We start from the raw sequence: 23,221 nt of genomic DNA on the forward strand, positions 1-23,221 counted from the left end.
CTGTCACCGCTTGACCGTGTTGGCACGGCGACGGGACCAGATCAGCCCACCGGCGATACCCGCCGTGGCACCCGCGAGGATGAGCACGGGGGTGTCCACGGACGACGACTCCGCGGCGGCCACCGGCGCGGTCGCGGTGGCACCGCCACCGGCGTGCGACGGACCGTGCGGACGGCCGTGGTGGTCGTTCCGGTCGTGGTCGTGACGGCCCTCGTGGTGCTTACGACCGTGGTCGTTGTCACGGCCGTGGTCGTGGTCGCGACCGTGGTCGTCGTCCCGCCCGTGGTCGTTGTCACGGCCGTGGTCGTCGTCGCGGCCGTCGTGGTTGTCACGGCCGTGGTCGTCGTCGCGACCGTGGTCGTTGTCACGGCCGTGGTCGTTGTCGCGACCGTGGTCGTCGTCGCGGCCGTCGTGGTTGTCGCGACCGTGGTCGTCGTCCCGGCCGTCGTGGTTGTCACGGCCGTGGTCGTCGTCCCGACCGTCGTGGTCCCGGCCGTTGTCACGGTCGCGGTCACCATGACCGCGGTCGTGATCGTGGTCGCCGTGCTTGACGACCTGACCGGTCGAAGCCGAGGGGGCTTCGAGGGCATAGGCGGCGGCGGGTGCCGCACAGACGGCGACAGCGGTCAGAGTGCCGCAGAGAGCGGTACGAATTGACTTCATTGGGTGTACCTCCTTGATCCGAGGTTCACCCGGCACCCTGGTGGCGGCATCCGGAGGGTAGCCGTATTGCTCCATTCGGTGACGGAGCTGCTCCGAGCGGGGGAGGGACACGCCGGATCGGGGCTGAATATGGGGCCTCGGAGGGTTCCGGAGGGGGGTGGGGCGGGGCCCCGGCGTGTCGCGGCGTGTCCCGGCGTCCGGCCGCCCGCCGGTCGGGCGAGCCCGGGAGCCGGGGGAGCGGTCGGTTCCGCCCCGTCAAGTCGCCGAAGGAGTGGGTTCGTTCCCCCTCCTCCCGGCGGCCGTCCCCCGGCTTCGAGGGTCATCCGCGATCCGGCGTCGGCAGCCGATGGCCAGGCGTCAGCCGACGGGCACTGTCAGCCGACGGCCACGAGCTCCCTGTGGTGCCGAGGAGATTCGATCTCGTCGATCAGGGCGACGGCGAGGTCGGCGTAGGAGAAGGCGGCGGGCTCCTCGCTCCGGGGCAGCAGTCGGGCGCCGCCGGTCCGGTACCGGCCGGTGCGCTCGGCCTCGACGTCCAGGAAGACCGGCGGCGGGGCGACGACGACCCAGTCCACCTCGGTGTCCGCGGCGCGCAGAGCGTCGAGCTCCGCCAGGTGACCGAGGGAGAACGTCCTGTGGGCCTCGGGGAAGCCGGGTGTGTCGTGGACCAGGAGACCGGGCGCGGCCTCCAGGGTGGTGCCGACGCCGACCGCGACCAGGCGGCGGACTCCGGCCTGCCCCAGTCCCTGGAGCAGCGCCCGGGCGGCCCGGGGGAAGAACTCGTCGACGGGCAGGTCCTGCTGGTAGGAGGCCTGTACGACGGCGTCGTGCCCGGCGGCCAGCTCGGCTGTGGCGGCGGGGTCCAGCACATCGCCCTCGACGACCGTCACTCCCTTGTCCGCCAGGTCCCGGTACTTGGCGGGGTCGCGTACCACCGCCGTGACCTCGTGCCCCCTGGACAGTGCCTCGGTGACTGCTCGTCGCCCCGCCCTGCCCCCGGCGCCGAAGACCACAATCCTGCTCATCGTCGATCCCTCCGTTCGAACGGTCGTGACCGGCTCAGCCGCCGGTCATGGCACGGACGTTAGAGGTGGGGTCCCTGGTTACCGCAACGATACCGAGGTACGGTGACCGGGTGACCGAACCGCTTGATCCCGATATGTTCGCCGGGTGCAGGGACATTCCTCTGCCCATGAGGTTCCACAACAAGTGGGCGGGCAGAATCTTCCTCTGCCTGGAGGGCGGCCGACGGCGATTCTCGGAGCTCCAGGTCCCTTTGAAGGGGATCACTCCCAAGGTGCTCGCGGAATCGCTGCGGGCCATGGAGCGGGACGGGCTGGTCAAGCGGTACGCGTACGCCGGAATGCCGCCGCGCGTCGAATACGAACTGACCGAGCTCGGGCGCTCGTTGCGAGAACCCAGGGAAATGTGGTGCAAGTGGGTCGCCAGTCATGGGGACGAGCTGCTCCGTGCCCGTATGGAGGCAGAGGCCGAGGCCGAACTCCAGGGCGCTGACTCGCGCTGATCCGTACCTTTCCCGGACCGGGAGGGGACAAAGGGGCGTCTGACGGGTGAAAGCCCATGTCAGGCGCCTTTTCCGTGTGTTTGGAAAAAGCCTGCCTCCGCTTCGGGTGGGGATCTGCCGGTCGATATGTGCCCCAAGTCGGCACATCGGCCGGGTTCGGTCAGGGCGGTTCCACAAGAATCCGCCCCGAGTTCTAGTGGATACGTCCCTATCTCGCTCCGTGGCCCTCGTTGAGGATCATGTGTCATCCGGAAACGCTCCATCCGTTTCATTGACTCCCGACTCCGACGAGGACCCGTGTTGGCTCCGTTCAACTCCCATGCCGCTCCTCTCGGACCGGAAATCGGTAAAGGCCCCGCCTTCCGCGCACCTCGACGACGGGATGCCGTAACCGATTCCGTGACCGGTGCCGTGACCGAAGTCGCCCGCGTGGCGGCCGGGGGAGCGCTGTCCCCTTGAGATTCCGGATCGGCCGCCCCAGCAGCACACCCGCACCCTCGTTCCCGCGGGAACCGGTATCCGTCCGGACCGTGGACACCGAAGAATCCGTGGACACCGAAGAACCGGCGCCCGTCGAGGCGCCCCTGTCGGCCCACGAGACGGAACTCATCAGGAAGTCCCTGGCGGTGGTCGAGCCCTTCGCCGGGGAGCTGACGGTCTACTTCTACGCCATCCTGTTCGCCCGCCACCCCGGCGTCCGCCCGATGTTCCCGCACGGGATGGACGCCCAGCGCGACCGCCTCCTGCGCGCGCTGCTGCGCATCGTGGACCTGGTCGACGACCCCGAAAGCCTCGTCCGCTTCTGCGGGCATCTCGGCCGCGACCACCGCAAGTTCGGCACCCTCGCCGACCACTTCCCGGCCGTGGGCGAGTGCCTGCTCGACGCCCTGGCCCGGTACGCCGGCCCCGCGTGGACGCCGGACATCGCCGCCGCCTGGACGAAGGCGTACGGCGTGATCACCCAGGTCATGATCAGTGCGGCCGAGGAGGACGAGGCGGTACGGCCCGCCGTCTGGCCCGCCACGGTGGTGCACCGTGTCTCCCGAGGCCACGGCATCGCCGAGATCACGGTGCGCCCGCATCTCGCCTACGCGTACGCCGCGGGCCAGTACGTGAGCGTCGAGACCCCGTGGTGGCCGAAGCGGTGGCGCTACTACTCCGTCGCCAACGCGCCCCGCGCGGACGGCACCCTCACCCTGCACGTGCGCGCGGTGGCCGGCGGCTCGGTCAGCGACGCCCTGGTGCACCGGGCGGCGGTGGGTGACGTGGTGCGGCTGGGGCCGCCGATGGGCGACATGGTCCTGGACGCGGCCGGCAGCGGCGAACTGCTCTTCGTGGCCGGCGGCACCGGTCTCGCCCCGATCCGCGCGCTCGTCGAGGAGGTCGCCCGCCGAGGCGGACGCCATCACGTGGAACTGTTCCTCGGCGCCCGAACGGGAGCCGAGTTGTACGGGGTCGACGACATGCTGCGGATGGCGCAGCGGCACCACTGGCTGACCGTCAGGGGCGCGGTCTCCGACGAATACGTCCCCGGCGCCCGGGGATCCCTGCCGGACGTGCTGGCCGAGTACGGACCGTGGTACCAGCACGACGTCTTCCTCAGCGGCCCGGCCCGGATGGTCGTCTCCGCCAGGGACACGCTCACCCTCCACGGCACCCCGTCCCACCGCATCCACCACGACCCGTTCGAGACCCCCGTCCTGTTCACCCGCTGAAGCCGTCGCACCGGTTGTTCCATCCCGCCAGGAGAACCCCTCGTGACCTCGCCCCCACCGCCCTTCGGATCAGCAGGCGAACACCGGCTGCAGCAGCGCCTGGGCACCGCCGACCGCGCCGCCCGGTTCTACGACCGGCAGGTGCGTCCTCATCTCACCGCCGAGATGCGGGACTTCATCGGCCGCCAGGCCATGGTCTTCCTGGCCACCGCCGACTCGCGCGGGGAGTGCGACTCCAGCTTCCGGGCCGGGCCGCCGGGGTTCGTCCACGTGATCGACGAACGCACCCTCGCCTACCCCGAGTTCCGCGGGAACGGTGTCATGGCAAGCGCCGGCAACATGGTCGAGAACCCCCACCTGGGCATGCTCTTCGTCGACTTCACCCACCACCACGTGGGCCTCCATGTCAACGGCGTGGCCCACCTCCGCCACGACGCGGACCTGCGCGGCGCCCACCCCGGCCTGCCCACCGACGTCACGCCCGGGCGGAGTCCGGAGCTGTGGGTCCACCTCACCGTCGAGGAGGCGTACATCCACTGCTCCAAGTACATCCCCCACCTGGAGCCGGCCCCTCGCCCCGCCGGCCGCGACGCGGCCCGCCCCAAGGACGCGGACTACTTCACCGGGCCGCGCGCGGCGCATGGGCGGCCGGGACCGGCCTGACGGCCCGTCAGGGGCGGACGGCGCGCCGCGAGAGTCCTTCCGTCCAGGGGCGAGTGTCAAAAGCCGTGTCACGGCATCCGTGGCGTCACCCGGCGGGAGTCCCGGCCCGGTCGGGGGCGCCGAGGATCGCTTCCAGGAGGCCGGGGAAGCGGCCCTCCATCTCGTCGCGGCGAACCCGGACCACCCGCTTGCGGCCGTCGACGAAGGTCCTCGTCAGGCCCGCCTCGCGCAGCACCCGGTAGTGGTGGGAGATGGTCGGGTTGCTCAGGCCCAGGTCCACCTGCTCCACCAGGACCGCGCAGTCGATCGGCTCGACGGCCCGGTAGAGCGCGCTCATCAGCGTGCGCCTCCCCGGGTCGGCGAGCGCGCTCAGGATGACCGTGAGATCGAACGAGTCGACGGACGGTTCGGGCAGCGTGCGGGGCACCGCGGGCTCCTCTCGGTTCTGTGGCTCTCTGATCCTTTGATGCTTTGACCGTCATCGAATCATAGTCTAGCCTCCGTCGTGTGACGATTCCACAATCATCGAATAAAGCGCTGACCTGGAGACTGATCATCCTGGCCATGGGCACGTTCGTGCTCGGGGTCGACGGATTCGTGCTGCCGGGGCTGCTGCCCGAGATCTCCTCGGACCTGTCGGTGAGCACGACCACCGCGGGTCAGCTCACCACCGCCTTCGCCGTCGCGTACGCCGTCGGGTCGCCGGTCATCGCCACCGTGACGGGCCGGATGGACCGACGCGTCGTCATCGGCGTGGGCATGATCGCCTTCCTCGTCGGGATGGTGCTGCAGGCCGCGGGGCCGACCTACGAGATCGTGCTGGTGGGCCGGGTCGTCGCGGCGCTGGGCGCGGCGGCGTTCCAGGCCAACGCCTTCGCCGTGGCCGGGGTGCTGGCGCCGCCCGGGAAACGGTCGCGGGCCTTCGCGGTGATCGGCGCGGGGTCGAGCCTCGCCGCGGTCCTCGGTGTGCCCTTCGGGCTGCTGATCGGCCAGCTCTGGGGCTGGCGCGGCACCCTGTGGACCATCGTCGTGCTGGCCGCGGTGGCCGCCGTGCTCGCGGGCGTCGGAGTGCCGTCGATGACACTGCCCGCGACGACGATGCGGGAGAGGCTCGGGGTACTGGTGAACCCGCGCATCCTCGTCCTGCTCGCGGTGAGCGCCCTGGTGCTCGCGCCGCTGTTCCTCATCACTTCCTACTCCGCGGCCGTCGTCGGAGTGAGCGCACCGGACGACGACAACGCGATCCTGGTGGCCCTGCTGGTCTACGGAGCCGGCTTCTTCCTCGGCAACCGGCTGGTCGGCAGGTTCGCGGACCGGTTCTCCCCGCTGACCGTGCTCACCGCCGGCATGGTCGTCGTCATCGCCGGGTCGGCCCTGCTGGCCGCGGTCCAGCACTGGTTCGTCCCCACCCTGGTGGCCCTGTTCGTCCTGGGCCTCATGGGGTCCTCATTGTTCATCCCCCAGCAGACCCGGGTGTTCGTCGCGGGCGGAGACGTGGCCCCCATCGCCCTGAGCCTCAACGGGTCCATGAACTACGTCGGTACGGCCGTCGGAGCGGGCGTCGGCGGTGCCGTGCTGTCCGTCGGGGGCGCCCCCTGGATCGCCCCGGCCGCCGCCGTTCTCGCCGCCGTCGTGGTGGGCATCGCCCTCCTCACCGCACCTGAGCGCAAGGCGAACGAGACCCCCGCCACGACCCGTCGGACCGAGCTCACCACGAACGAGGCCTGACACACGGAAGCCCCTCTCCTGTCAGCAGGAGAGGGGCACCACATCACTTCTTCCGGCGCTTGCGCGGCGCGGGCACGGTCGGCGCCTCCGTTTCGCGGGCAGCGGAGAAGAAGGGCGCCATGACCTCCTCGTACTGCTTCAGGGATTCCGGCCCCAGGTCGACCTCAAGCCACTTGGGCACCTGGATTTCCTTGATCTCCGTCACCGGGGAACCGTCCTCGTCCACCTCCCCCGTCAGGTCCTCCATCTCCTCGGCCACCGTCACGGCGAACTTGACCGTGGTCAGATTGTCGGTCACCTCGGGGGCGAGGTCGTCGAAGTCGATCCGCTGGACGTAAATCGGCGTCGTGATCGTCTGCCCGCCGACCTCGATCGTCTTTACTCCTTCTTCCACATCGGGCTGACCCTTGTGGGATTCGTCTACCTCAATGAATTTGGTGCCCATGGATGGCGCCCCTCCTTGTGCTGGTACGTGCTTAAATTCTAGTGGAGCAGGGGTAGTTGACGCCAATTCAGGAGAGGCGTGTTCTATCCTCGCGCGGGTGTCGCCTGTTCGCTGAGCGGGAGAGGCGCCCACCAGGTACAGGTAGGGAACGAGCTCCCATATCCGTCGACGGTTTGACCGGTGAGCCCTTTCCGTAGGGGGATACCTGATCACCGGAGACTGATCGTGCTTCTCAAGGACCGTACGGATATTCACCCTGCTGCGACATGTCGTACAGGTTACTGGCCGGCTCTCGACGGGTGGAGCCGGGAGCAACAACTGGCGGGGTCGCGACAGAGATTGGCTCAGCTCGACGCCGGTCGGGCCCGTGGTCCGGTCTTGGTGGACGCAGGCGAGGGTGCCTCGCCGAACATGCGTCGCTTGCCGAGTCCGCGCATCTCGTGGCCTCAACGATCGCCCACGCCGTTGAGCGAACCCGGTGGTCGCTCGTGCGGGGCCTGAGGGCTGATCCAGGGTGAACGGCCGGCCTCGTCCCTGGCCACGCTCGGACGTCAGACGCAGGTCCTGGCCGCTCTCGGGGGAGAGGGAGGTGCGGGGGGCGGTCGGTCGAGCGCCGGACCATGAGCGAGAGGCCGAACTCAGCGCTCCCGACACCCCGTAGCTGTGTTGGGCGTCCCGAGGACCGCCGCAAGGGTACGGCGGTGGCTTGCCTGACCTCCGTTGTCAGTGCCTGCTGTAACGATGTTCATCGCCTGGACGCTCGTGCACTTGATCGAGACGGCTCCCTGCCCGGTGCCGCACCTGGAGGATCCGGTCCCGGAAGCCGGCGGCTGGGCCAAGGTTCTGCGGGCGCGGTGTGGCGGCGAACACCCCACGACTTGACGGCTTATCTGCATGAGTCGTCTTTTGACCTCCAGAAGAATCCGAGCTTTTTCGGCGAGTAGCTCACCAGCAAGTTCTTCGCCTACTGGTAGTACAGCCGCGATACGAGTGCTGGCCTGGGTGCCCGGCAATGCCTCAGAGGCAGAGGCGGATGTTGGACCGTGAATGGTCCGGATTTTGATGTGGGGCCGGACTGTGAAGTTGATGGTGGGCGCTGAGCTCATCCGGCCAGCTGATGTGAGGCGGCAGCGGCGTTCCGGATTCGCTGCTGAGGGGGCTCTGTGGCTCATTCTCGCCCGAGTCGAGAGGGAAGGAAATAGAGGGCAAGAGCGCTGTGAAGAAGTGGCGCCTGCGCGAAAAGGCCGGCGAGCTCCAGCGGCAGCTGGCGGACGCCGAGCATGCTGCCGCGTCCGCCAAGCAGTCGGCGACTGAGGCCCGCGCCACGGCGACCACCCATATCGCGGCCCTCAGCGCTCAGATCACAGCCTTGGTCGACACGATCGCGCTCACTCGGGAACAGTCCGCCGGCCTGGCGGCCGACGTCGAAGCTCGGTTGGCGGCAGAACAGCAGGCTGGACGCCACTACGACAGCTGTAAGGAGGACAAGGTCCGGGCGGAGGAGGCTGCGGAGCGGGCCCGGCAGGCCGAAGACCTGGCGGAGCAGGCCGAGCAGCAGGGCTGGCCGGCCCGGTTCGACCTGGCCCGCCGACTACGCCCGGCCGTAGCCGCTGACGCGACCCGGCAGCCTGACCTGGAGGCGCAATATCAGAAAGCCCAGGAGGAGTACGAGCGTCTTGCCCGTGACGCCCAGAGCGAGATCATCAAGGGTGCCAAGCTGGTCGCCACGACTCTGGCCCGGTTCCGCACGAACCGGGCGGTCTTCGAGGGTCCGTACGACGTCGTCCTTGTGGACGAGGCAGGCGCAGCCACCTTGCCCGAAGTTCTGCTTGCAACGGGCAAGGCCGGTCGGACCGCGGTTCTTCTCGGGGACTTTACGCAGTTGGGCGCGGTCATCCCGCCCGAGCTCAAGGGGAACGGTCGCACGGATATCAGACGCTGGCTGCTCCCGGATGTCTTCCAGCACTGCGGGATTGCGGAACCGTCCGATGCCCAGGCTCACCCGGCCTGCGTCACCCTCACCCAACAGCACCGGTTCGGCCCCGCCGTGATGCGGTTGGCCAACGAACTCGCGTACGGCGGGGTACTTGGCGGAGGCAGCCAGACACAAGCGGCACGCCCGGACGATGACCCCGAGATCGTGCTGATCGATACGGACGGGCTGCACGAGCTGGCCAGGGCGCACTTGACCGGAAGCCGCAGTGGCTGGTGGCCGGCGGGTTCACTGATCGCGCGGCACTGGTGGAACTGCACCGCGAGCTGGGTGAGGAGACGGGCATCGTCACGCCGTACCGCGTCCAGTCCGATGCCACCCTGGAGGCCCTGCGAGACGTCGAGGGCACGGGAGGGGGCGTGCTGGCAGAGGTCGGCACCGCGCACAAGTTCCAGGGCCGGGAGTTCGACATCGTCGTCTTCGACACGGTGGAGGGCGGAGTGGGCAGTCGCGAGCTGTGGATGGCCTGTGCCCACCTTCAGCCGGCGGCCGGCAACTGGCCCCGGGACGGCGTCCGCCTCTTCGATGTGGCGGTCACCCGCGTCAAGACTCTTCTGTACGTCATCGCCGGCGGCGAGCGCGTCAAGAACGCGAAACCGGGAACGGCCCTGGCGCATCTCGCGGCGCTCATTGGCACCCGGCGTGGCGTACGGGTCCTCCAGGCCAAGACCTTGATCACCCCACCGACCGCGCCGCCCGCGTTCCGTGGCGAGTTCGGCACCGCGCTTGCCGAGGTGCTGAGTCGGCACGTTGAGGTAACGGAGATCGACGATGAACGCGACTTCTACCGCACGTTCACTGAGGAGATCCGCCACGCACGACATTCTCTGTGGCTCTGGGCACCCTGGGTGGCGAAGCGGGTCAGTTCCCTGCTGCCTGAGCTACGCACGGCGGCCGACCGCGGGGTGCGGATCAGTGTCTTCATCCGAGACGACACCGACCAGCTCCAGAAGAAGCCGGCCAACCAGAAACTCATCACCGACCTGCGAACCGTTGCGCATGTGGTCGTACCGATGAACGTCATGCATCAGAAGATCGCGGTCATCGACGAACGGACGGTCATGCTCGGCAGCCTCAACGTGCTCTCCCAGAGCTGGACCCGTGAGGTCATGCTGACGATGCGAGGCGCTTACTTCGCCCGGAAGCTGCTGGAACACGAACACGCGGCAGCCTTCGCGGCTCCGCCCCGCTGCGGGCGCTGCAACGGAGCGGAGATCGAGATCCGCCGCAGGCGGAATGGCACCTGGGTCTGGCGCTGCTATGCCACCGCCTGCAAGACCGCGCCGAGGGGTGGGACGAACGCCTGGACGCAGAACATCCGCTTGGCGCGGGGCCGCTGAGCGGCTCCCCATGCCTCTGGGCGGCATTCCGCCACCCCCTCGGGGAGCGTGGCCGAGTACTGCGCAGACGTCCCGAGCCTGGCGGGGACGGGTGCCTCGTCGAAGACGGCGTGGATGCCTGGTGCTCGGCCAGGCCCGGTACTGGTCGAGGGAGCTGACCGGCCTTCCCCCGGCGCCCCTGGCCCCCGGCAGCCCCGTCCAAGAGGCCCACCGCGGCGTCGTACAGCGGGCCGACAGGCCGGCCGGGGCACTGGCCCTGGAGGCGCACTCACCCGACGGCCGGCGTCGGCAGGAGCGGCCGTCCGTGGCCGCTACGAGGGATGCGCGGGCCCGGATGGCCGCTCGGCCGAGGGGATGGTCAGGACCGGCTGTCGGCCGGGGCCGGACTGCCCGGGGAGACCGGCTCGTCCGCCGTCCGCTGCGGCTGACGGACGGACCGCATGACCACGGCCACCAGGACCGCACCGGCCGCGAGAACGACGGCCGCTGTGACGAAGGCGAACCGATAGCCGTCGACCATGGCCTGTCCGGTGACCTGACCGGAGCCGGCGACGTCGCGGGAGTGCATGACCGCGAGGGTCGTCAGCACGGCGAGCCCCAGCGAGCTGCCCAGTTGCTGGACCGCTGTCTGAACACCGGAGCCCAGTCCGGCGTCCGCGCCGGACAGCCGGTGCAGTGCCGCGTTCTGCAAGGCCGGAAGCCCGATCGCCAGGCCGAACGACAGCACCACCGTCGCCGGTACCAGTTGGCCCCAGAACGAACCGTCGGCGTCGATGCGGGCCAGCAGCAGCATGCCGGCCGCGCTGACCAGGAAGCCGACGATGATCGCGTTCTTGGCGCCGGCCTTCGTGACCAGTTGGGTGGAGAGGATCATGCCGGGCACGAACGCGGCGCAGAACGGCAGGTAGGCGAGACCCGACTGGAGCGGCGAGTAGCCGAGGACCTGCTGCACGTACAGGGTGACGATGAAGAACATCGCCGCCATGGCGCTGGTCAGGAACACCGTGGCCACGTTGGCCGTGATCCGGGTGCGTTCGGTGAAGAACCTCAGGGGCATCATCGGGTCCTGCACCCGGGATTCCACGGCCGCGAACAGCAGGACCAGCACGAGGCCCCCGGCCAGGGACACCCATACGCGGGGGCTGCCCCACGGGTGCTCCGCCGCCTGGAGGAATCCGTTGACGACGGCGACGAGGCCGGCGGTGATGAACAGGCCGCCCCAGACGTCGAGCCGCTGCCGGGACGTCGTCACCGGTGCGTCGCGCACGTCGCGTGCCGCGAGGAGCAGTGCCACGGCGGCGATGGGGAGATTGATCAGGAACACCCAGCGCCAGCCGGCCAGGTCGACCAGCACCCCGGACAGCAGGACGCCCACGGTCGCTCCCATGCCGGCCAGGCCTCCCCAGATGCCCAGGGCCTTCGCGCGTTCCTTGCTGTCGGTGAACATCAGGACGATCAGCGACAGGGCGGCAGGAGAGGCCAGTGCCTCGCCGAGCCCCTGGGCGAAACGGCTGACGATGAGGGTGCCGGAGTTCCACGCCAGTCCGCTGGTCAGCGAAGCGAGGGCGAAAATCGTCGTGCCGATCACGAAGAGCCGTTTGCGGCCGACCATGTCGGCCACGCGTCCGCCCAGCAGGAGCAGACCGCCGGCAGCCAGCAGATAGCCGTTGACCACCCAGGCGAGGCCCGCCTGTGACGTGCCCAGGTCGTCCCTGATCGACGGAAGCGCGACGTTCACCACCGTGTTGTCGATGACGATGACGAACTGCACCAGCGAGAGCACCGCCAGCGCTTTCCAGCGGCGTGGGAAGGCGTCGGCTGCCCCGGCCGATGGGGCCGGGTCGGCTTTGTGCGCCGGCCTGTTCTCCACAGCGGACATGTTGTTCTCCCAGCAAGCGGTCCAGAGCGGTGTCGTGCCGAGTCAAGCCAGGTGCGCACGGGGCGTCCAACAACGATCACTCCGGGTTTGACAACCATCGGAAGTCTTCCAAGATGAGAGCGTGGATTTGGACATGGCACACGTGCGGGCGTTCATCACGGCGGCGGATGAGCGGCACTTCGGCAAGGCCGCGGCCCGCCTTCATCTGAGCCAGCAAGCCCTGTCCAAACGCATCCGCAGACTGGAGGAGCTGCTCGGCGCGCGGCTGCTGGACCGCTCCAGCCAGAGCGTCGGACTGACCGAGGCGGGAGCCCGCTTCCTGGCCCCTGCCCAAGCCGCCCTGGACGCCGCCGATGCCGCCGCCGCGACGGTCTCCGCGACCTGCCGCCCGCTGCGCATCGACGTACTCGACGAGCGGCTCACCCCCATACAGTTCGTCCATCGGTGGGTCGACCTCGACGAGGATGTGCCGCTGGAGGTCAGCATGCGGCACGGCCTGGCGAACGCGCTGCCCGCCCTGCGCCGCGGGGAGATCGACGTGGCCTTCGGCCGCGTGCACGCCCTCGACGTCCCCTGGCACGACGAGTTCGCCTGCCGGCCGGTACGGCTGGAACCGCTGGTCCTGCTGGTGGGAGCCGGCCATCCGCTGGCGCGGGAGGCCTCGGTCACCCTCGCCGACCTGGCCGGCGTCCCGCTGTGGACGCCCATGGGGGGCGGCATCGGGGAGTGGACGGCGTTCCTGCGCGACTTCGCCGCCGCGTGGTCGCTCGAACTCGACCCCAGCGGCCCGGCGTTGAGCCTCGACTACCTGGTGGACGCCGTCGCCGCCCGGACGGGGGCCGCGACGCTCCTCGGCGCGGGCATGAGTGTGCCCACGAGCGGCCGGACCCGTACGGTGCCGCTGGTGGACCCCACCCCCGTCTACCCGTGGTCGGCGGTGTGGCGCCGCGACCGGCCCCACCCCCTCCTCGGGCGGCTGCTCGACGTCGCCGGGGGCCCCGGCCGCGCCCGGGATCTCGCCGCGGCCGCGGGCCCGGTCTGGCTGCCCGCCGCGGACCGGGCCGGCCTCGGGCTGTGACGACCGCCCAACGCACCACGTGACCGTCGGCGAACCGTGCTGCCCGTCGCCTGGGTCCTGGCTCCTCGCCGAGCCGTTCGTCGCTCATCGACGGCCGGAACAGTCCGAGGAACCCTCGGCTCGGGACGAGGCAGGAGGAGAGATTGAGCCGGTCCGGTCCGTCCTCCCGAGGCCCGTCGCCCGTGCGGCTCGGCCGCCGCGACAGCAGGCCGGGACGTCAGGGGGAGGTTAGCGACCGGTTATGCGAAACGGACCGTGATCCCGCGACCTTCACCGGGCGCGAGCAGCACCTCGGCCTCCTCGGCGATCCGGCGGCGCACACCGGAGCTCAGTGGCACGAAGGCCTCGATCTCGACCTCTGTGTGCCGGACGTGTCGCTGTGCCTTCCACACTCCGCCGATCATCCCGTCGAGGATCAGTACGGGGGAGATCCAACCGGCGGTGCGCGACACCTTGGAGCGCAGTGCAGGATGGGGCAGCAGTGACGCCAACTGCCGGGACAGCCCCACGATGTAGGGGTCGAAGGCGGGCAGCAGCCGTACCAGCGGACCGTCGCCGGCCGGCGTCAGCGCCATGTCCGCGACGTCGTCGCGGAGCGCCCAGGACCGGTGGCCTTCGATGTCCGTGGCCGTGACGGCATCGCCGAGCGCGCTCAGGGCGGCCCGCACCTCCGGGGTCCCGGTGCCCCACCAGCGCGCGAAGTCGTCCGGCGAGGCGGGACCGTACGCGTGAAGGTAGCGCCGCAGCACGGCTCCCAGGGCCTGGGCGGGGTCGGTGGGCGCGGAACGTTCGGCCTGTTCGTCATCGGTGCCCAGCCAGTACCGGGGAGCGCAGAAGGTCACATTGCGGCCGTCGTTCGGGCCGAAGCACAGCAGTCCGCGGCGCGCGGCCGGTTTGAGCAGCACCCCCCACCCGGAACGCACCTTGTCACCGATCGCCTTGTCGTGCGTGACGGCTGTGAGCCGTTCCGCCAGGGCCTCGCGGGTGAGCCGGTCCTCGCCCAGAGCGGCGGGCAGGGCCTCCAGGACGACCGCCACGTCACCGGGTGTGAGGCCCTGCTGTGCCAGGAGCCGGTCCCCCATCTGACGCCGGTCGTCGCGCAAAGCCGCCACGTACAGGGGAAGTTCATGGGCGGGCAACAAGTGCAGTGTGCCGCGCATCGCCCACGTCTTCACCAGGGCCCGCCGCTCCCAGAGGGCTTCGCGCACCGCGGCCTCGGTGTCCGGCAGCCGTGTGCGCGCGGCCACGGCCTGTTCGGCGGAGGACATGACCTGGGCGTGCAGGCCGCACAGCGCCACCGACACGTCCTTCACCGCCTGCCAGGGTTCCGGCGCGGTGAGCGGATCGCGCAGGTGGTGGCGGCGCAGACGCCACGCGGCGACATCGGCCCACCGAAGTGACCGGGAGCGGGGGGTGCGAGGCATGCCCGGCATTGTAGAAGGCGGTTCGGAGCGTCATGAGATATCGAGAAGGCCGAGCGCGTCCGCACGGCGCACGGCATCGACACGCGATACGGCACCGAGCTTGGCGTAGAGGTGGTCAGATGACGTGCGGCGGCGGCTCCGTCGTTCATAACGGTTGTCCCGCATCGCCGGTCCCGACGTCGCGCGACGCCGGTCACCGGCAAGGCACACGGGAAAGCGGACCAGGGTGAAGACGTGCCGACGGCGCGGTCTTCTCGGGGCGTCGGGGTTCACCGCACCAGCCGACATGCGCATCGACGCACGACAATTCCGCCCAGGTGACATGAACTTCCCCTCGCCGCACCGCTGATGCGGCAGTCATCAGCCGATTCAGGCCATACCTGACTGTCAAGGCAGGGGAACGGGGAAGCAGTTCCGGTTTGTTGCGCTCGCCTTTCCTTCCGGAAAACCGCCCGGCCGGATCGCTTCGAGGGATGCGGAGTCGCTCCGACAGGGTATACGGCCACGGGAATGGTGTTCCCACAGCCATTCGACCTGACTGGTCCGGAAGAGCTGGTCAGAAGCGGGACAGCGGTGGGAGGAAATGGGAGTTGCGCCGCAACCAGGCCCTGCTCTGAGCGGGCACGGGTGGAAGGCGCCTGACGGATCATCAGGCGCCTTCCTTGGGCCTCTGGAAGAAGCCCAGCTTCTTCGGCGAGTAGCTCACCAGCAAGTTCTTCGTCTGCTGGTGGTACGCGGGGCCCCTAGCCTTTGACCTGCGAAAACAGTTGACTGGGCGAGGGAGAAGGGTGGGACGGTCCGGGACTGGTCCGGGTCTTGGTCCATGCGTCCCGCCTCTCGTGTGTTCGCCGGAGAGCGGCGAACATCGTGAGGCGGTTCACCCGGGATGTGAAGGAGCTGGGCCTCCACGGGACCGGCGAGCTGGAAGGCCAGGTGCGCACGGAGCGCGACCTGGAGCGCGCCCAGGATCTGTTCCGGCTCAGCTGCACCGCAGCGTGGACGCCAGCAGGTGCTCGGCCTGTGCCAGGGCGGTGAGGACCGGCAGCGTATGGAGTCTTGTCGGTTCGGTCTCGTTACGGCCTCTCCACGCGGCAGCCATTGGATTGGCGGTGAAGATTGACGCGCGGGGGCTTGTAACGCTGGGTGTAGCGTCGTTCTGTGTCGGCTTCGGGGTCGTCCTTGATGACCGCGGTGCCTTCGGGGGGCACCAGCGGCGGCCTTCGGTCCGGCTGACTGCCGCAGTCACGCTGGGGTTGGCCACACGTACGTTGCGGACCTTCGCGCGCGCTCATAGCTCGACGATGGCTTGGCCGGTGTTCTTTCCCGTGCTCAGGCTCTGTAGCGCTCGATAGGCGTTCTCGATGTGGCGGGTGACGGTGACAGGGCAGGTCAGCGCCCCGGTGGCGAGCCACTCGGTCATGGTGGCGGGGAACTCGGAGAAGCGGTCGGCGTAGTCGAAGACTTTTGCGCCGGTGATGCGGAGCGCTTTGCCGATGACCAGGGGAAGGTTGTCGGGCCAGCGGATGTGTTCTCGGGCGTATTGGGAGTGCAGACCGCACAGCAGGATGCGTCCGCGGGGGCGCAGGGCGTCGAGGGCGGCGGCGAGGTGGTCGCCGCCGACGTTGTCGAAATAGACGTCGATGCCGTCCGGGGCCGCGGCGCGTAGTTGGTCGGCGATATTGCCCTGCTTGTAGTCGATGGCCGTGTCGAAGCCGAGGGTGTCGGTGAGGATGCGCGCCTTGTCGGTGCTGCCGGTGCTGCCGATGACGCGGGTGGCGCCCTTCAGACGGGCTACCTGTCCGGCGATGCAGCCGACCGCGCCGGCCGCGGCGGAGACGAAGACGATGTCGCCCTCGGCGATGTGACCGCCGTCCATGAGCGCACCGTAGGCGGTAAGGCCGTTGAGGCCGAGCGGGCCGAGGTGGACGGTCGGGTCCAGACCGGTTTCCGGGAGCTTCTGCACGGCAGTGGCGTCGGCGACGGCGTGGGTACGCCAGCCCAGGTGGTGGCGGACCAGGTCGCCGGGGGCGATGCCGTCGGCGCGGGAGGCGAGGACTTCACCGATGGCGGGCCCCGTCATGGCCTCGCCGATGGCATACGGGGCCCAGGCGGCCTTGGGGTTGAGGGGACCGCGTATGTCGCAGTACTGGGCGACGGGTGTGGGCAGCATCTGGCCGAGCATGCAACTGTGCACCGACATATGGGTGTTTCCGATCAGCACCTGTCCGCTGCCGAGGGCCGGTAGCGGGCGCTGCTCCAGACGGACGTGCTCGCCGCCGGCCAGGTTCATGGGGCGGTGGTCGAGGATCCAGGCGCTGGTGTGAGTCGGCAGGTTGGCCCCTGGCTCACCATGTGCTCGGACGGCGTGAGGCGTTGTGGAGCCGGCGCTTTCCGCCGAGGGCGGTGTCGGCGCGTGGAGCCGCGCGGGTTCGTCCGGCTGTTGGGGGACTGGTGTGCCGGCCGGCGTGGGCTCGGCGCCGACGGGCGGAGGCGCTTCCGGTACGCATCGGAGGCCGAGGGAGCCGGTTGTGGTGCGTGGGAAGTGGTCGGTGAGGTAGGCGGCCAGTGTGGTGATGGTCGTCCGAGCTTGCAGGATCGTGCGGGGCAGGGGGACGCCCAGGGTCTGCTGGAGGCGGGTGCGGAGCCGGACGGTGATGAGGGAGTCGATGCCCAGACCGGACAGCGGGGTGTCGGCGTCGATGCGGTCGGATGGGCAGTCCAGAAGCGCGGCGGCTTGCTCGGTGAGGAGTTCCCTCATCAGCCGGCCCCGCCGTTCGGGTGGTGCCTGCCGCAGGGTTTCCAGCGGCATTCCCTGATCGCTGTCACCGGCCGCGCGGGCAGAAGTTGCGGTGGGCAGCAAGGGGGAGAGGAAGGGCGCGGTGGCGGCGTCCGGGTAGGGCTCCAGCCATCGGGCGACGTCGATGGTGACGAAACCCGCGTTGGTGCGGGCGTGGGTGAGGAGCAGTTCGAGGCCGGCCAGGGCGTCGTCGAGGGGAATGGTGGCAAAGCCTTGGTTGCCGAGGGTGCGGGCGCCGATGCCGGTGCCGGCCCATGCTCCCCAGTTGATGCCGGTGGCAGGCAGTCCGACGGCCGCGCGGTGGGCGACGAGGGCGTCGAGCCAGGCGGAGGCGGCGGCGTAGGCGGTCTGACCGGGTGAGCCGAGGAGGGGGACGAAGGAGGAGAAGGCCACCCACCAATCGAGGTCGTAGCCGGTGCTGGCCTGGTGCAGCAGCCAGGCACCGCGGGCTTTGGGCCGCCAGACGCGCTCCAGCAGGCCGGGGGTGATGCGGTCGATGGTGGCGTCCTCGACGACGGCTGCGGCGTGGATGACACCGCGCAGGGCGTGGCCGTGGTGTTCGGCGGTGCGCAGCAGGTGCTCTGCGATGCCGGCTTCGGCGAGGTCGGCGGAGACGATTTCGATGCGCGTACCGCTCTGGCGCATTGCGTCGATGGCTGCCCGTGCCTGCGGGCCGGGTCGGGACCGGCTGTTGAGGACGATGGTGCCCGCGCTCTTGCCGGCCAGCCAACGGCACAGGACCATGCCGAGCCCGCCGAGCCCGCCGCTGATCACATAGGCGCCCTCGGGGCGGACGATGGGGACTTGGTCGGGCGGGAGGCAGGCGGTGACCGTGCCGGTGGGCCATTGGTAGGCGACTGGTCGTTCGGTGGCCGGACGGCGGCCGAGATCGGCCAGCGGCAGCCGGGTGACGGGGAGCGGGGGCAACGTGCCGTCGGCCAGCCCGTGGGCGATGCGGGTCAGCAGGTCCGCGACCGTCTCGGGGGCGGTCGTCAGCAGCGTGGCGGTGTCCACGGTGTAGGTCCCCGTATTCCCCGTCACATCCTTTGCGGGGATGGGGCGAGCCGCGGTGGTGATGAGGCGTCCGGCGGGAGCGAGGAGCCGGTCGAGGCCGGGGCCGGGTTCCGCGGTGGTGTCGACCACGATGGCCCAGCGTCCGCTGCGCCGGCCGGCCGAGGTGGCCGAGGCGGCTGTGTGCACGCGGGCCCGGGCGGCCGACGCCGTGTGCCGGAATGCCTTGCCGAGCCGCTGGATGCCGACAATGAGGACGTGGTCGCCGGGGCGGACACGGGCGAGGTGGTGCAGGGCGTAGTGGGTGGTCAGATAGGGCAGGAGCGAGCACGCCACCGCGGCGGCGTCCAGGTGGTCAGGGACAGGTACGCACCAGTCCGCGTCGACGGTGACGGGGTTGGCCAGAGCTTGGCCCCTTACCAGCGCGGCGACGTGCTGCCCGGCGGTCAGAGCACGGGTACGTGAGGTGGTCACGGTGCCGGCGCAGGCGTGGACCGGTGACGCGGAGGTCCGGGGTTCGGGTCGGCAGGTGGTGTGGACGGCGAGGACCACTTGGCGCCGCTGTGGTGCGTCCGGGGGTTCGGCGACGGTGTACGTGACGGTCGAGCCGTCGTCGGTGATCCGGACCGGGTCCTTGCCCAGGGTGCGGCTGACGGTATGCCGCTCGCGGGCGGTCAGGGGTGCCGGGGCCAGGCGGGCGACGTACCGCCGTCCCTTGCGCCAGGCCACCTCGTCCTCCGGGTCGTCGGCCAGCATTTGGGCGGCGATGTCGGCGGCGGCCGTCGAGAGGTCGGTGTCGCACAACGCGGGCCGCAGATGGGGAAGTTCGTAGGTGAGGGTGCGCAGGGCGCCGCGCAGCCCGGAGTGGCTCAGGGCGACCGTGCGGTCTTCGCCGGGAACGCTCTGACCGTGGTGGCTGAGGAGGTGCAGACGGGCTGTGACGTTGTCGGCGGTCAGGGCCTGGACGGTACCTATCAGCCGGGCGATGCGCTGCTCGGCCCGCTCCACCGCCCTGGTGTCCGGCTGCCTGCCGGTGTCGGGTTCCAAGAGCAGCAGGACGTCGGTGACGGGTTCCGGGCCGCCCCGGAGAGCCGCGGTGAGGCGCCGGCCGGCAAGCGTCCGGCTGTTCAGGGGCAACACCAGGGTTTCCACCGCGACATGAGGCCGGCCGAGAGTGGCCAGGAGCGCGCGGTGCCACGGGTGCGGGGACGCGGTCTCGGTGAGGACCAGCCACCTGCCGCGGGACGGGCGGGGCGGGGCGATCGGTGGCCGGGCTTCCCAGCGGTGCTGGATGAGGTAGTGCCGGAGACGGTCGGCGTGTGCGGAGTGGGGGGTATGGACGAAACAGATGTTCTCGGCGTAGGCGACCGGCATGCCGTTGGCGTCCAGAAGTCGCACACTGCCGGTGATCGTGTGCTCGTCGAGATGGTCGGCGTACGCGTGGCAGTAGGTGCCGGTGGCGGTGTCGCCGTACACGCGCAGCTCGCCGATGCGCGTCGGGTAGGCGTTCCCTTCGGGCAGCTCGACGTTGGTCGTCCACACCGCGAGGAGGGTCTGCAAGCAGCCGTCCAGCAGCGCCGGATGCCAATGGAGGGCACCGGTGTGAGCACGGGCCGGTTCGGGGATGGCCAGGCGCGCCAGAGCGGCGCGACGGCCGGTCTCCGCGGAGAGGCGCAGAGACTGGACGGTGTGGAAGGCCGGACCGTACCCGATGCCGCAGCTGGCGGTCCACCGGTCACGAAGGGACGTGACGTCCGCCTCCCCAGGGCAGCAGCGCCGCAGTTCGTCCAGCGGTATCGGCAGGGGCGCCGGCAGGCTGCCCGCACGAGCGAGCTTGGCCCCGGCGTGCTTTTCGAACAGACCGTCGAGGTCCGCCTGTACCCGCCATGTGCCGTTCTCCCCGGCCTGGAGCGTGGCGGACGAGGTCAGCCGGAGATCCGTCCGGTCGAGGGCGAGGAAGGCGTCGAAGGACACGTCGCGTACCTGTACCTCGTCGATCGGTGTGCCAAGGGCCTGCGCGGCGGCGGCCAGCGCCATCTCGCACCAGGCCGCGCCGGGCATCACAGCCACCCCGGAGGCTTGATGATCCCTGAGCCAGTCCCTCAGCTCCGCGTCGAGGAAGGTGTGCCACAGGTGACGGCGTGGGTCGGCCGGATCGACGATATGGGTGCCCAGGAGCGGATGCTCCGCCGTCCCGCCGTCGGCGATCCGGCGGCCCTGGGTCAGTTCCGAGGGTTCGATCCAGTGATGCCGCAGGTCCCATGCGGTGCCCGGGACGTCTACCGGCCTGCCCCGGTCGTAGGCGCGCTCCCATGGCACAGGCACGCCGGCACAGTGCAGGGCGGCCAGGTGGGTGGCGAAGTCCAGTGCTTCGTCGCCGTCCCGGCGCAGCGTGGGAACGACGACCGCGTCCTGGACGCCGTTCGCCACCAGGGTCTCGGTCATGGCCGCGGACAGCAGCGGATGGGCGTTCACCTCGACGAAGATCCGGTGGCCGTCGGCGGCCGCGGCTGCCATGGCGGAGGCGAAGCGCACCACCGTGCGCTGGTTGTCCGCCCAGTAGCCGCCGTCGAGCGGCCCGTGGGCGCGCGGGTCCGGGGTGACGGTGCTGTAGAAGGCGCGGGCCGGATCCCGCGGCCGGAGGCCGGCGAGCCGTTCGCGCAGCCTGGGGAGGACGGGATCCATCTGGGCCGAGTGGGAGGCGACGTCCACCGCGACCCGGGCCGTCCCGACGGAACCGTCTTCCTCCCACCGGTGCAGCGCGGCATCGATCTGGGCGGCGTCGCCGGAGATGACGGTGCTGCCCGGGGAGGCGATGACCGCGACCTCCACCCGGTCGTACCCGCCGGACTCCAGGACGCGGGCGACGTGGTCGGCCGGCAGGTGGACCATGGCCATCGCCCCGCCGCTGACACCGGTGAGCAGCCGTGAGCGGCGGCAGATGACCTTCACCCCGTCCTCGACGTCCAGCGCTCCGGCGGCGACGGCCGCGGCGACTTCGCCCATCGAGTGCCCGATGACCGCCGCGGGCTCCACTCCGCGCGCCCTCCACATCGCCGTCAGGGCGACCTGGAGGGCGAACAGCGTCGGCTGCACCCGCTCGACACCCGACACCACCGTCCGGGCGGTCAGGGCCTCGCGCACACTGAAACCGCTCTCCGCCCGGATCAGCGACTCCATCGCGTCCAGGGCCATGGTGAAGGGCCCGTCCCGGTCGATCAGCCGCCGCCCCATCCGGGCCCACTGTGAGCCGTGGCCCGAGTAGACGAACACCACCGGGCCCACCTGCGGGCCGGCCCGGCCCTCGGCGACGCCCTCGGTCCTCTCACCGGCCGCGAACCGCCGCAGCCGGGCGGCCAGTTCTCCCCGGCCGGAGGCCACTACGCCGACCCGGTAGGGGCCGTGCGAGCGCCGTACCGCCAGCGTGTAGGCAACATCGGGCAGCGACACCCCGGCCCCGTCGCCTTCGACCCATCCGGCCAGACGCACGGCGGTCTGCCGCAACGCGGCCGGCGAACCGGCGCTCAGAAGGAAGGTCTCCCCTGCGGCCGCGGCCGGACCGCCCGTGGAAGCGGTTGTGGGTACGCGACGCCCGGCCGGTGCTTCTTCGACGATCACGTGGGTGTTCGTGCCGCCCACACCGTAGGAGGAAACCGCCGCGGTGCGGGGACGGCCGGGGAGGGGCCAGTCCACCGTCTCGGTCGGTACGAACAACCGGCAACCGTCGGCGTCGATCCGCGGGCTCCACCGGGTGAAGTGCAAGCTGGCCGGCACCCGGCCCTGTTGGAGGCAGGCGATGGCCTTCAGCAGCCCGACGACACCCGAGGCGGGCTCGGTATGACCGATGTTCGTCTTGATCGAACCGATCGCGCACCGTCCGGGCCCCGCGCCGTAGACCCGCTTGAGGGCGGCGAACTCCCGCGGGTCGCCCACCGGCGTACCCGTTCCGTGGGCCTCCACCATCCCCACCCGCGACGCTTCCACCCCCGCACGCCGCAGCGCGGTCGCGAACACCGCCGCCTGCGCCCGCGAGGACGGCACGGTCAACTGCTCGGAGTGGCCGTCCTGGTTGACCGCCGAGCCCCGGAGTACTGCCAGCACCCGGTCACCGTCGCGCTCCGCGTCGGCCAGCAGCCTGAGCACCACCACTCCGCAGCCCTCGGCTCGCAGGTAGCCGTCGGCGTCCTGGTCGAAGGCCCTGGAGCGGCCTGTGGGCGAGTACATCTCCCAGCGGGCCGACGAGGCACCGACCTCCGGCCCCAAGGCGGCCGAGACGCCGGCCGCCACCGCGACCGGGCACTCGCCCGCTCTCAGGGCCTGGCAGGCCAGGTGCACAGCGACCAGCGACGATGAGCAGGCCGTGTCCACCGCGAGGCTCGGGCCACGCAGGTCCAGCAGGTACGACAGCCGGCCCACTCCCACCCCGTGCACACCGCCGGAAAACCAGTACGGCTCCGCGTCCTGCGGGCGGCGGTGCCCCCTCAGCATGTTGTCCACCGCATACACACCCGCGAACACACCCGCCTGCGACCCCCGCAGCGCTTCCAGCGGAATCCCGGCGTTCTCCAGCGCTTCCCAGGACACCATCAGCAGCAGGCGGTGCTGCGGGTCCAGCCAATCCGCCTCCCGCCCCGACATTCCGAACGCCTGCGGATCGAACGCACCGATATCTCCGTCCAGCCAGCTGCCGAACCGCATCGAGGCTGCCACTCGCTCCGGCAACACTCGGCCCAGTGCCCGCGCGTCCCACCGGTCTTCCGGTACCGGCCCGACCGTTTCCCGCTTTTCCTCCAAAAGACGCCACAACGCGGCGAGGGAGTCAACGCCACCCGGCAAGCGGCATCCTGCACCGATCACAGCAACCGGTTCTGCCACCTGGTCCCCGGCCGTGGAAAAGACAGTCACAGTCCCTCCTCCCCCGTAGCAGGCAACGATTCATCGATGCCGAGGCAGCCACTGG

The 23,221-nt window shown here is 70.4% G+C and carries 14 protein-coding genes and 1 pseudogene; 7 read left to right on the forward strand and 8 right to left on the reverse strand.

The window, feature by feature from the left end:
• Window positions 1-3: 3 nt before the first annotated feature.
• The gene (locus HN013_RS17870) at window positions 4-663 is read right to left on the reverse strand and encodes a hypothetical protein (protein ID WP_171167341.1); all 660 of its coding nucleotides are present in this window, start codon (window positions 661-663) and stop codon (window positions 4-6) included.
• A gap of 374 nt (window positions 664-1,037) precedes the next feature.
• Complete coding sequence (locus tag HN013_RS17875; RefSeq protein WP_171167343.1) at window positions 1,038-1,688, reverse strand: NAD(P)-dependent oxidoreductase; 651 nt, start codon at window positions 1,686-1,688, stop codon at window positions 1,038-1,040.
• A 110-nt stretch (window positions 1,689-1,798) separates the two neighbouring features.
• On the opposite strand from HN013_RS17875, the gene HN013_RS17880 reads away from it, so the two are divergent.
• From HN013_RS17880 to HN013_RS17890, 3 genes are all read left to right on the forward strand, one after another.
• The gene (locus HN013_RS17880) at window positions 1,799-2,188 is read left to right on the forward strand and encodes a helix-turn-helix domain-containing protein (protein ID WP_171167344.1); all 390 of its coding nucleotides are present in this window, start codon (window positions 1,799-1,801) and stop codon (window positions 2,186-2,188) included.
• A 530-nt stretch (window positions 2,189-2,718) separates the two neighbouring features.
• Window positions 2,719-3,903 carry a globin domain-containing protein gene (locus tag HN013_RS17885; RefSeq protein WP_312018632.1) on the forward strand — a complete coding sequence of 395 codons (1,185 nt, stop codon included), beginning with the start codon at window positions 2,719-2,721 and terminating at the stop codon, window positions 3,901-3,903.
• Between the two features lie 42 nt (window positions 3,904-3,945).
• Entirely contained in the window at window positions 3,946-4,566 is a 621-nt protein-coding gene (locus HN013_RS17890) for a pyridoxamine 5'-phosphate oxidase family protein (protein ID WP_171167347.1), read from the forward strand.
• An 85-nt stretch (window positions 4,567-4,651) separates the two neighbouring features.
• On the opposite strand, the gene HN013_RS17895 is transcribed toward HN013_RS17890, so the two are convergent.
• Window positions 4,652-4,993: an ArsR family transcriptional regulator gene (locus tag HN013_RS17895; protein WP_171167349.1), complete on the reverse strand. Its 342-nt coding sequence runs from the start codon at window positions 4,991-4,993 to the stop codon at window positions 4,652-4,654.
• An 80-nt stretch (window positions 4,994-5,073) separates the two neighbouring features.
• Between HN013_RS17895 and HN013_RS17900 the strand changes: the two genes are divergently transcribed.
• Window positions 5,074-6,294, forward strand: coding sequence for an MFS transporter (locus HN013_RS17900; RefSeq protein ID WP_312018633.1), 1,221 nt, complete (start codon window positions 5,074-5,076; stop codon window positions 6,292-6,294).
• Window positions 6,295-6,337: 43 nt separating this feature from the next.
• On the opposite strand, the gene HN013_RS17905 is transcribed toward HN013_RS17900, so the two are convergent.
• The gene (locus tag HN013_RS17905; RefSeq protein ID WP_171167350.1) at window positions 6,338-6,739 is read right to left on the reverse strand and encodes a hypothetical protein; all 402 of its coding nucleotides are present in this window, start codon (window positions 6,737-6,739) and stop codon (window positions 6,338-6,340) included.
• Between the two features lie 1,168 nt (window positions 6,740-7,907).
• Window positions 7,908-8,204, reverse strand: coding sequence for a hypothetical protein (locus HN013_RS33070; protein ID WP_249375109.1), 297 nt, complete (start codon window positions 8,202-8,204; stop codon window positions 7,908-7,910).
• On the opposite strand from HN013_RS33070, the pseudogene HN013_RS33075 reads away from it, so the two are divergent.
• Window positions 8,175-8,576, forward strand: a pseudogene (locus HN013_RS33075) (AAA domain-containing protein); the annotation flags it as partial. The gene HN013_RS33070 and the pseudogene HN013_RS33075 overlap by 30 nt on opposite strands.
• A 404-nt stretch (window positions 8,577-8,980) precedes the next feature.
• A complete protein-coding gene (locus HN013_RS33080) occupies window positions 8,981-10,072 on the forward strand; it encodes a phospholipase D-like domain-containing protein (protein WP_312018634.1) in 1,092 nt (363 codons plus the stop codon).
• A 358-nt stretch (window positions 10,073-10,430) separates the two neighbouring features.
• Here HN013_RS33080 and HN013_RS17915 read toward each other — a convergent pair whose 3' ends face one another.
• Window positions 10,431-11,951 (reverse strand): MFS transporter, encoded by a 1,521-nt coding sequence (locus tag HN013_RS17915; protein WP_171167351.1) that lies wholly within the window; start codon window positions 11,949-11,951, stop codon window positions 10,431-10,433.
• A 133-nt stretch (window positions 11,952-12,084) separates the two neighbouring features.
• On the opposite strand from HN013_RS17915, the gene HN013_RS17920 reads away from it, so the two are divergent.
• Window positions 12,085-13,029, forward strand: a complete 945-nt coding sequence (locus HN013_RS17920) for a LysR family transcriptional regulator (RefSeq protein WP_171167352.1) — start codon at window positions 12,085-12,087, stop codon at window positions 13,027-13,029.
• A 239-nt stretch (window positions 13,030-13,268) separates the two neighbouring features.
• Here HN013_RS17920 and HN013_RS17925 read toward each other — a convergent pair whose 3' ends face one another.
• Both HN013_RS17925 and HN013_RS33950 read right to left on the reverse strand, forming a co-directional pair.
• Complete coding sequence (locus tag HN013_RS17925; protein WP_171167353.1) at window positions 13,269-14,453, reverse strand: winged helix DNA-binding domain-containing protein; 1,185 nt, start codon at window positions 14,451-14,453, stop codon at window positions 13,269-13,271.
• A 1,288-nt stretch (window positions 14,454-15,741) separates the two neighbouring features.
• Window positions 15,742-23,166, reverse strand: a complete 7,425-nt coding sequence (locus HN013_RS33950; RefSeq protein ID WP_312018635.1) for a polyketide synthase — start codon at window positions 23,164-23,166, stop codon at window positions 15,742-15,744.
• Window positions 23,167-23,221 lie beyond the last annotated feature (55 nt).

This window comes from Streptomyces sp. I05A-00742, assembly GCF_013055795.1.
In the GTDB taxonomy this organism is placed as follows: Bacteria; Actinomycetota; Actinomycetes; order Streptomycetales; family Streptomycetaceae; genus Streptomyces.

What these genes read in the sequence shown, in the direction of transcription:
- HN013_RS17920 (WP_171167352.1), top strand. Translation starts at nt 12,085, where the DNA reads ATGGCACACGTGCGGGCGTTCATCACGGCGGCGGATGAGCGGCACTTC.
- HN013_RS17925 (WP_171167353.1), bottom strand. Translation starts at nt 14,453, where the DNA reads ATGCCTCGCACCCCCCGCTCCCGGTCACTTCGGTGGGCCGATGTCGCC.
- HN013_RS17915 (WP_171167351.1), bottom strand. Translation starts at nt 11,951, where the DNA reads ATGTCCGCTGTGGAGAACAGGCCGGCGCACAAAGCCGACCCGGCCCCA.
- HN013_RS17875 (WP_171167343.1), bottom strand. Translation starts at nt 1,688, where the DNA reads ATGAGCAGGATTGTGGTCTTCGGCGCCGGGGGCAGGGCGGGGCGACGA.
- HN013_RS17905 (WP_171167350.1), bottom strand. Translation starts at nt 6,739, where the DNA reads ATGGGCACCAAATTCATTGAGGTAGACGAATCCCACAAGGGTCAGCCC.
- HN013_RS17870 (WP_171167341.1), bottom strand. Translation starts at nt 663, where the DNA reads ATGAAGTCAATTCGTACCGCTCTCTGCGGCACTCTGACCGCTGTCGCC.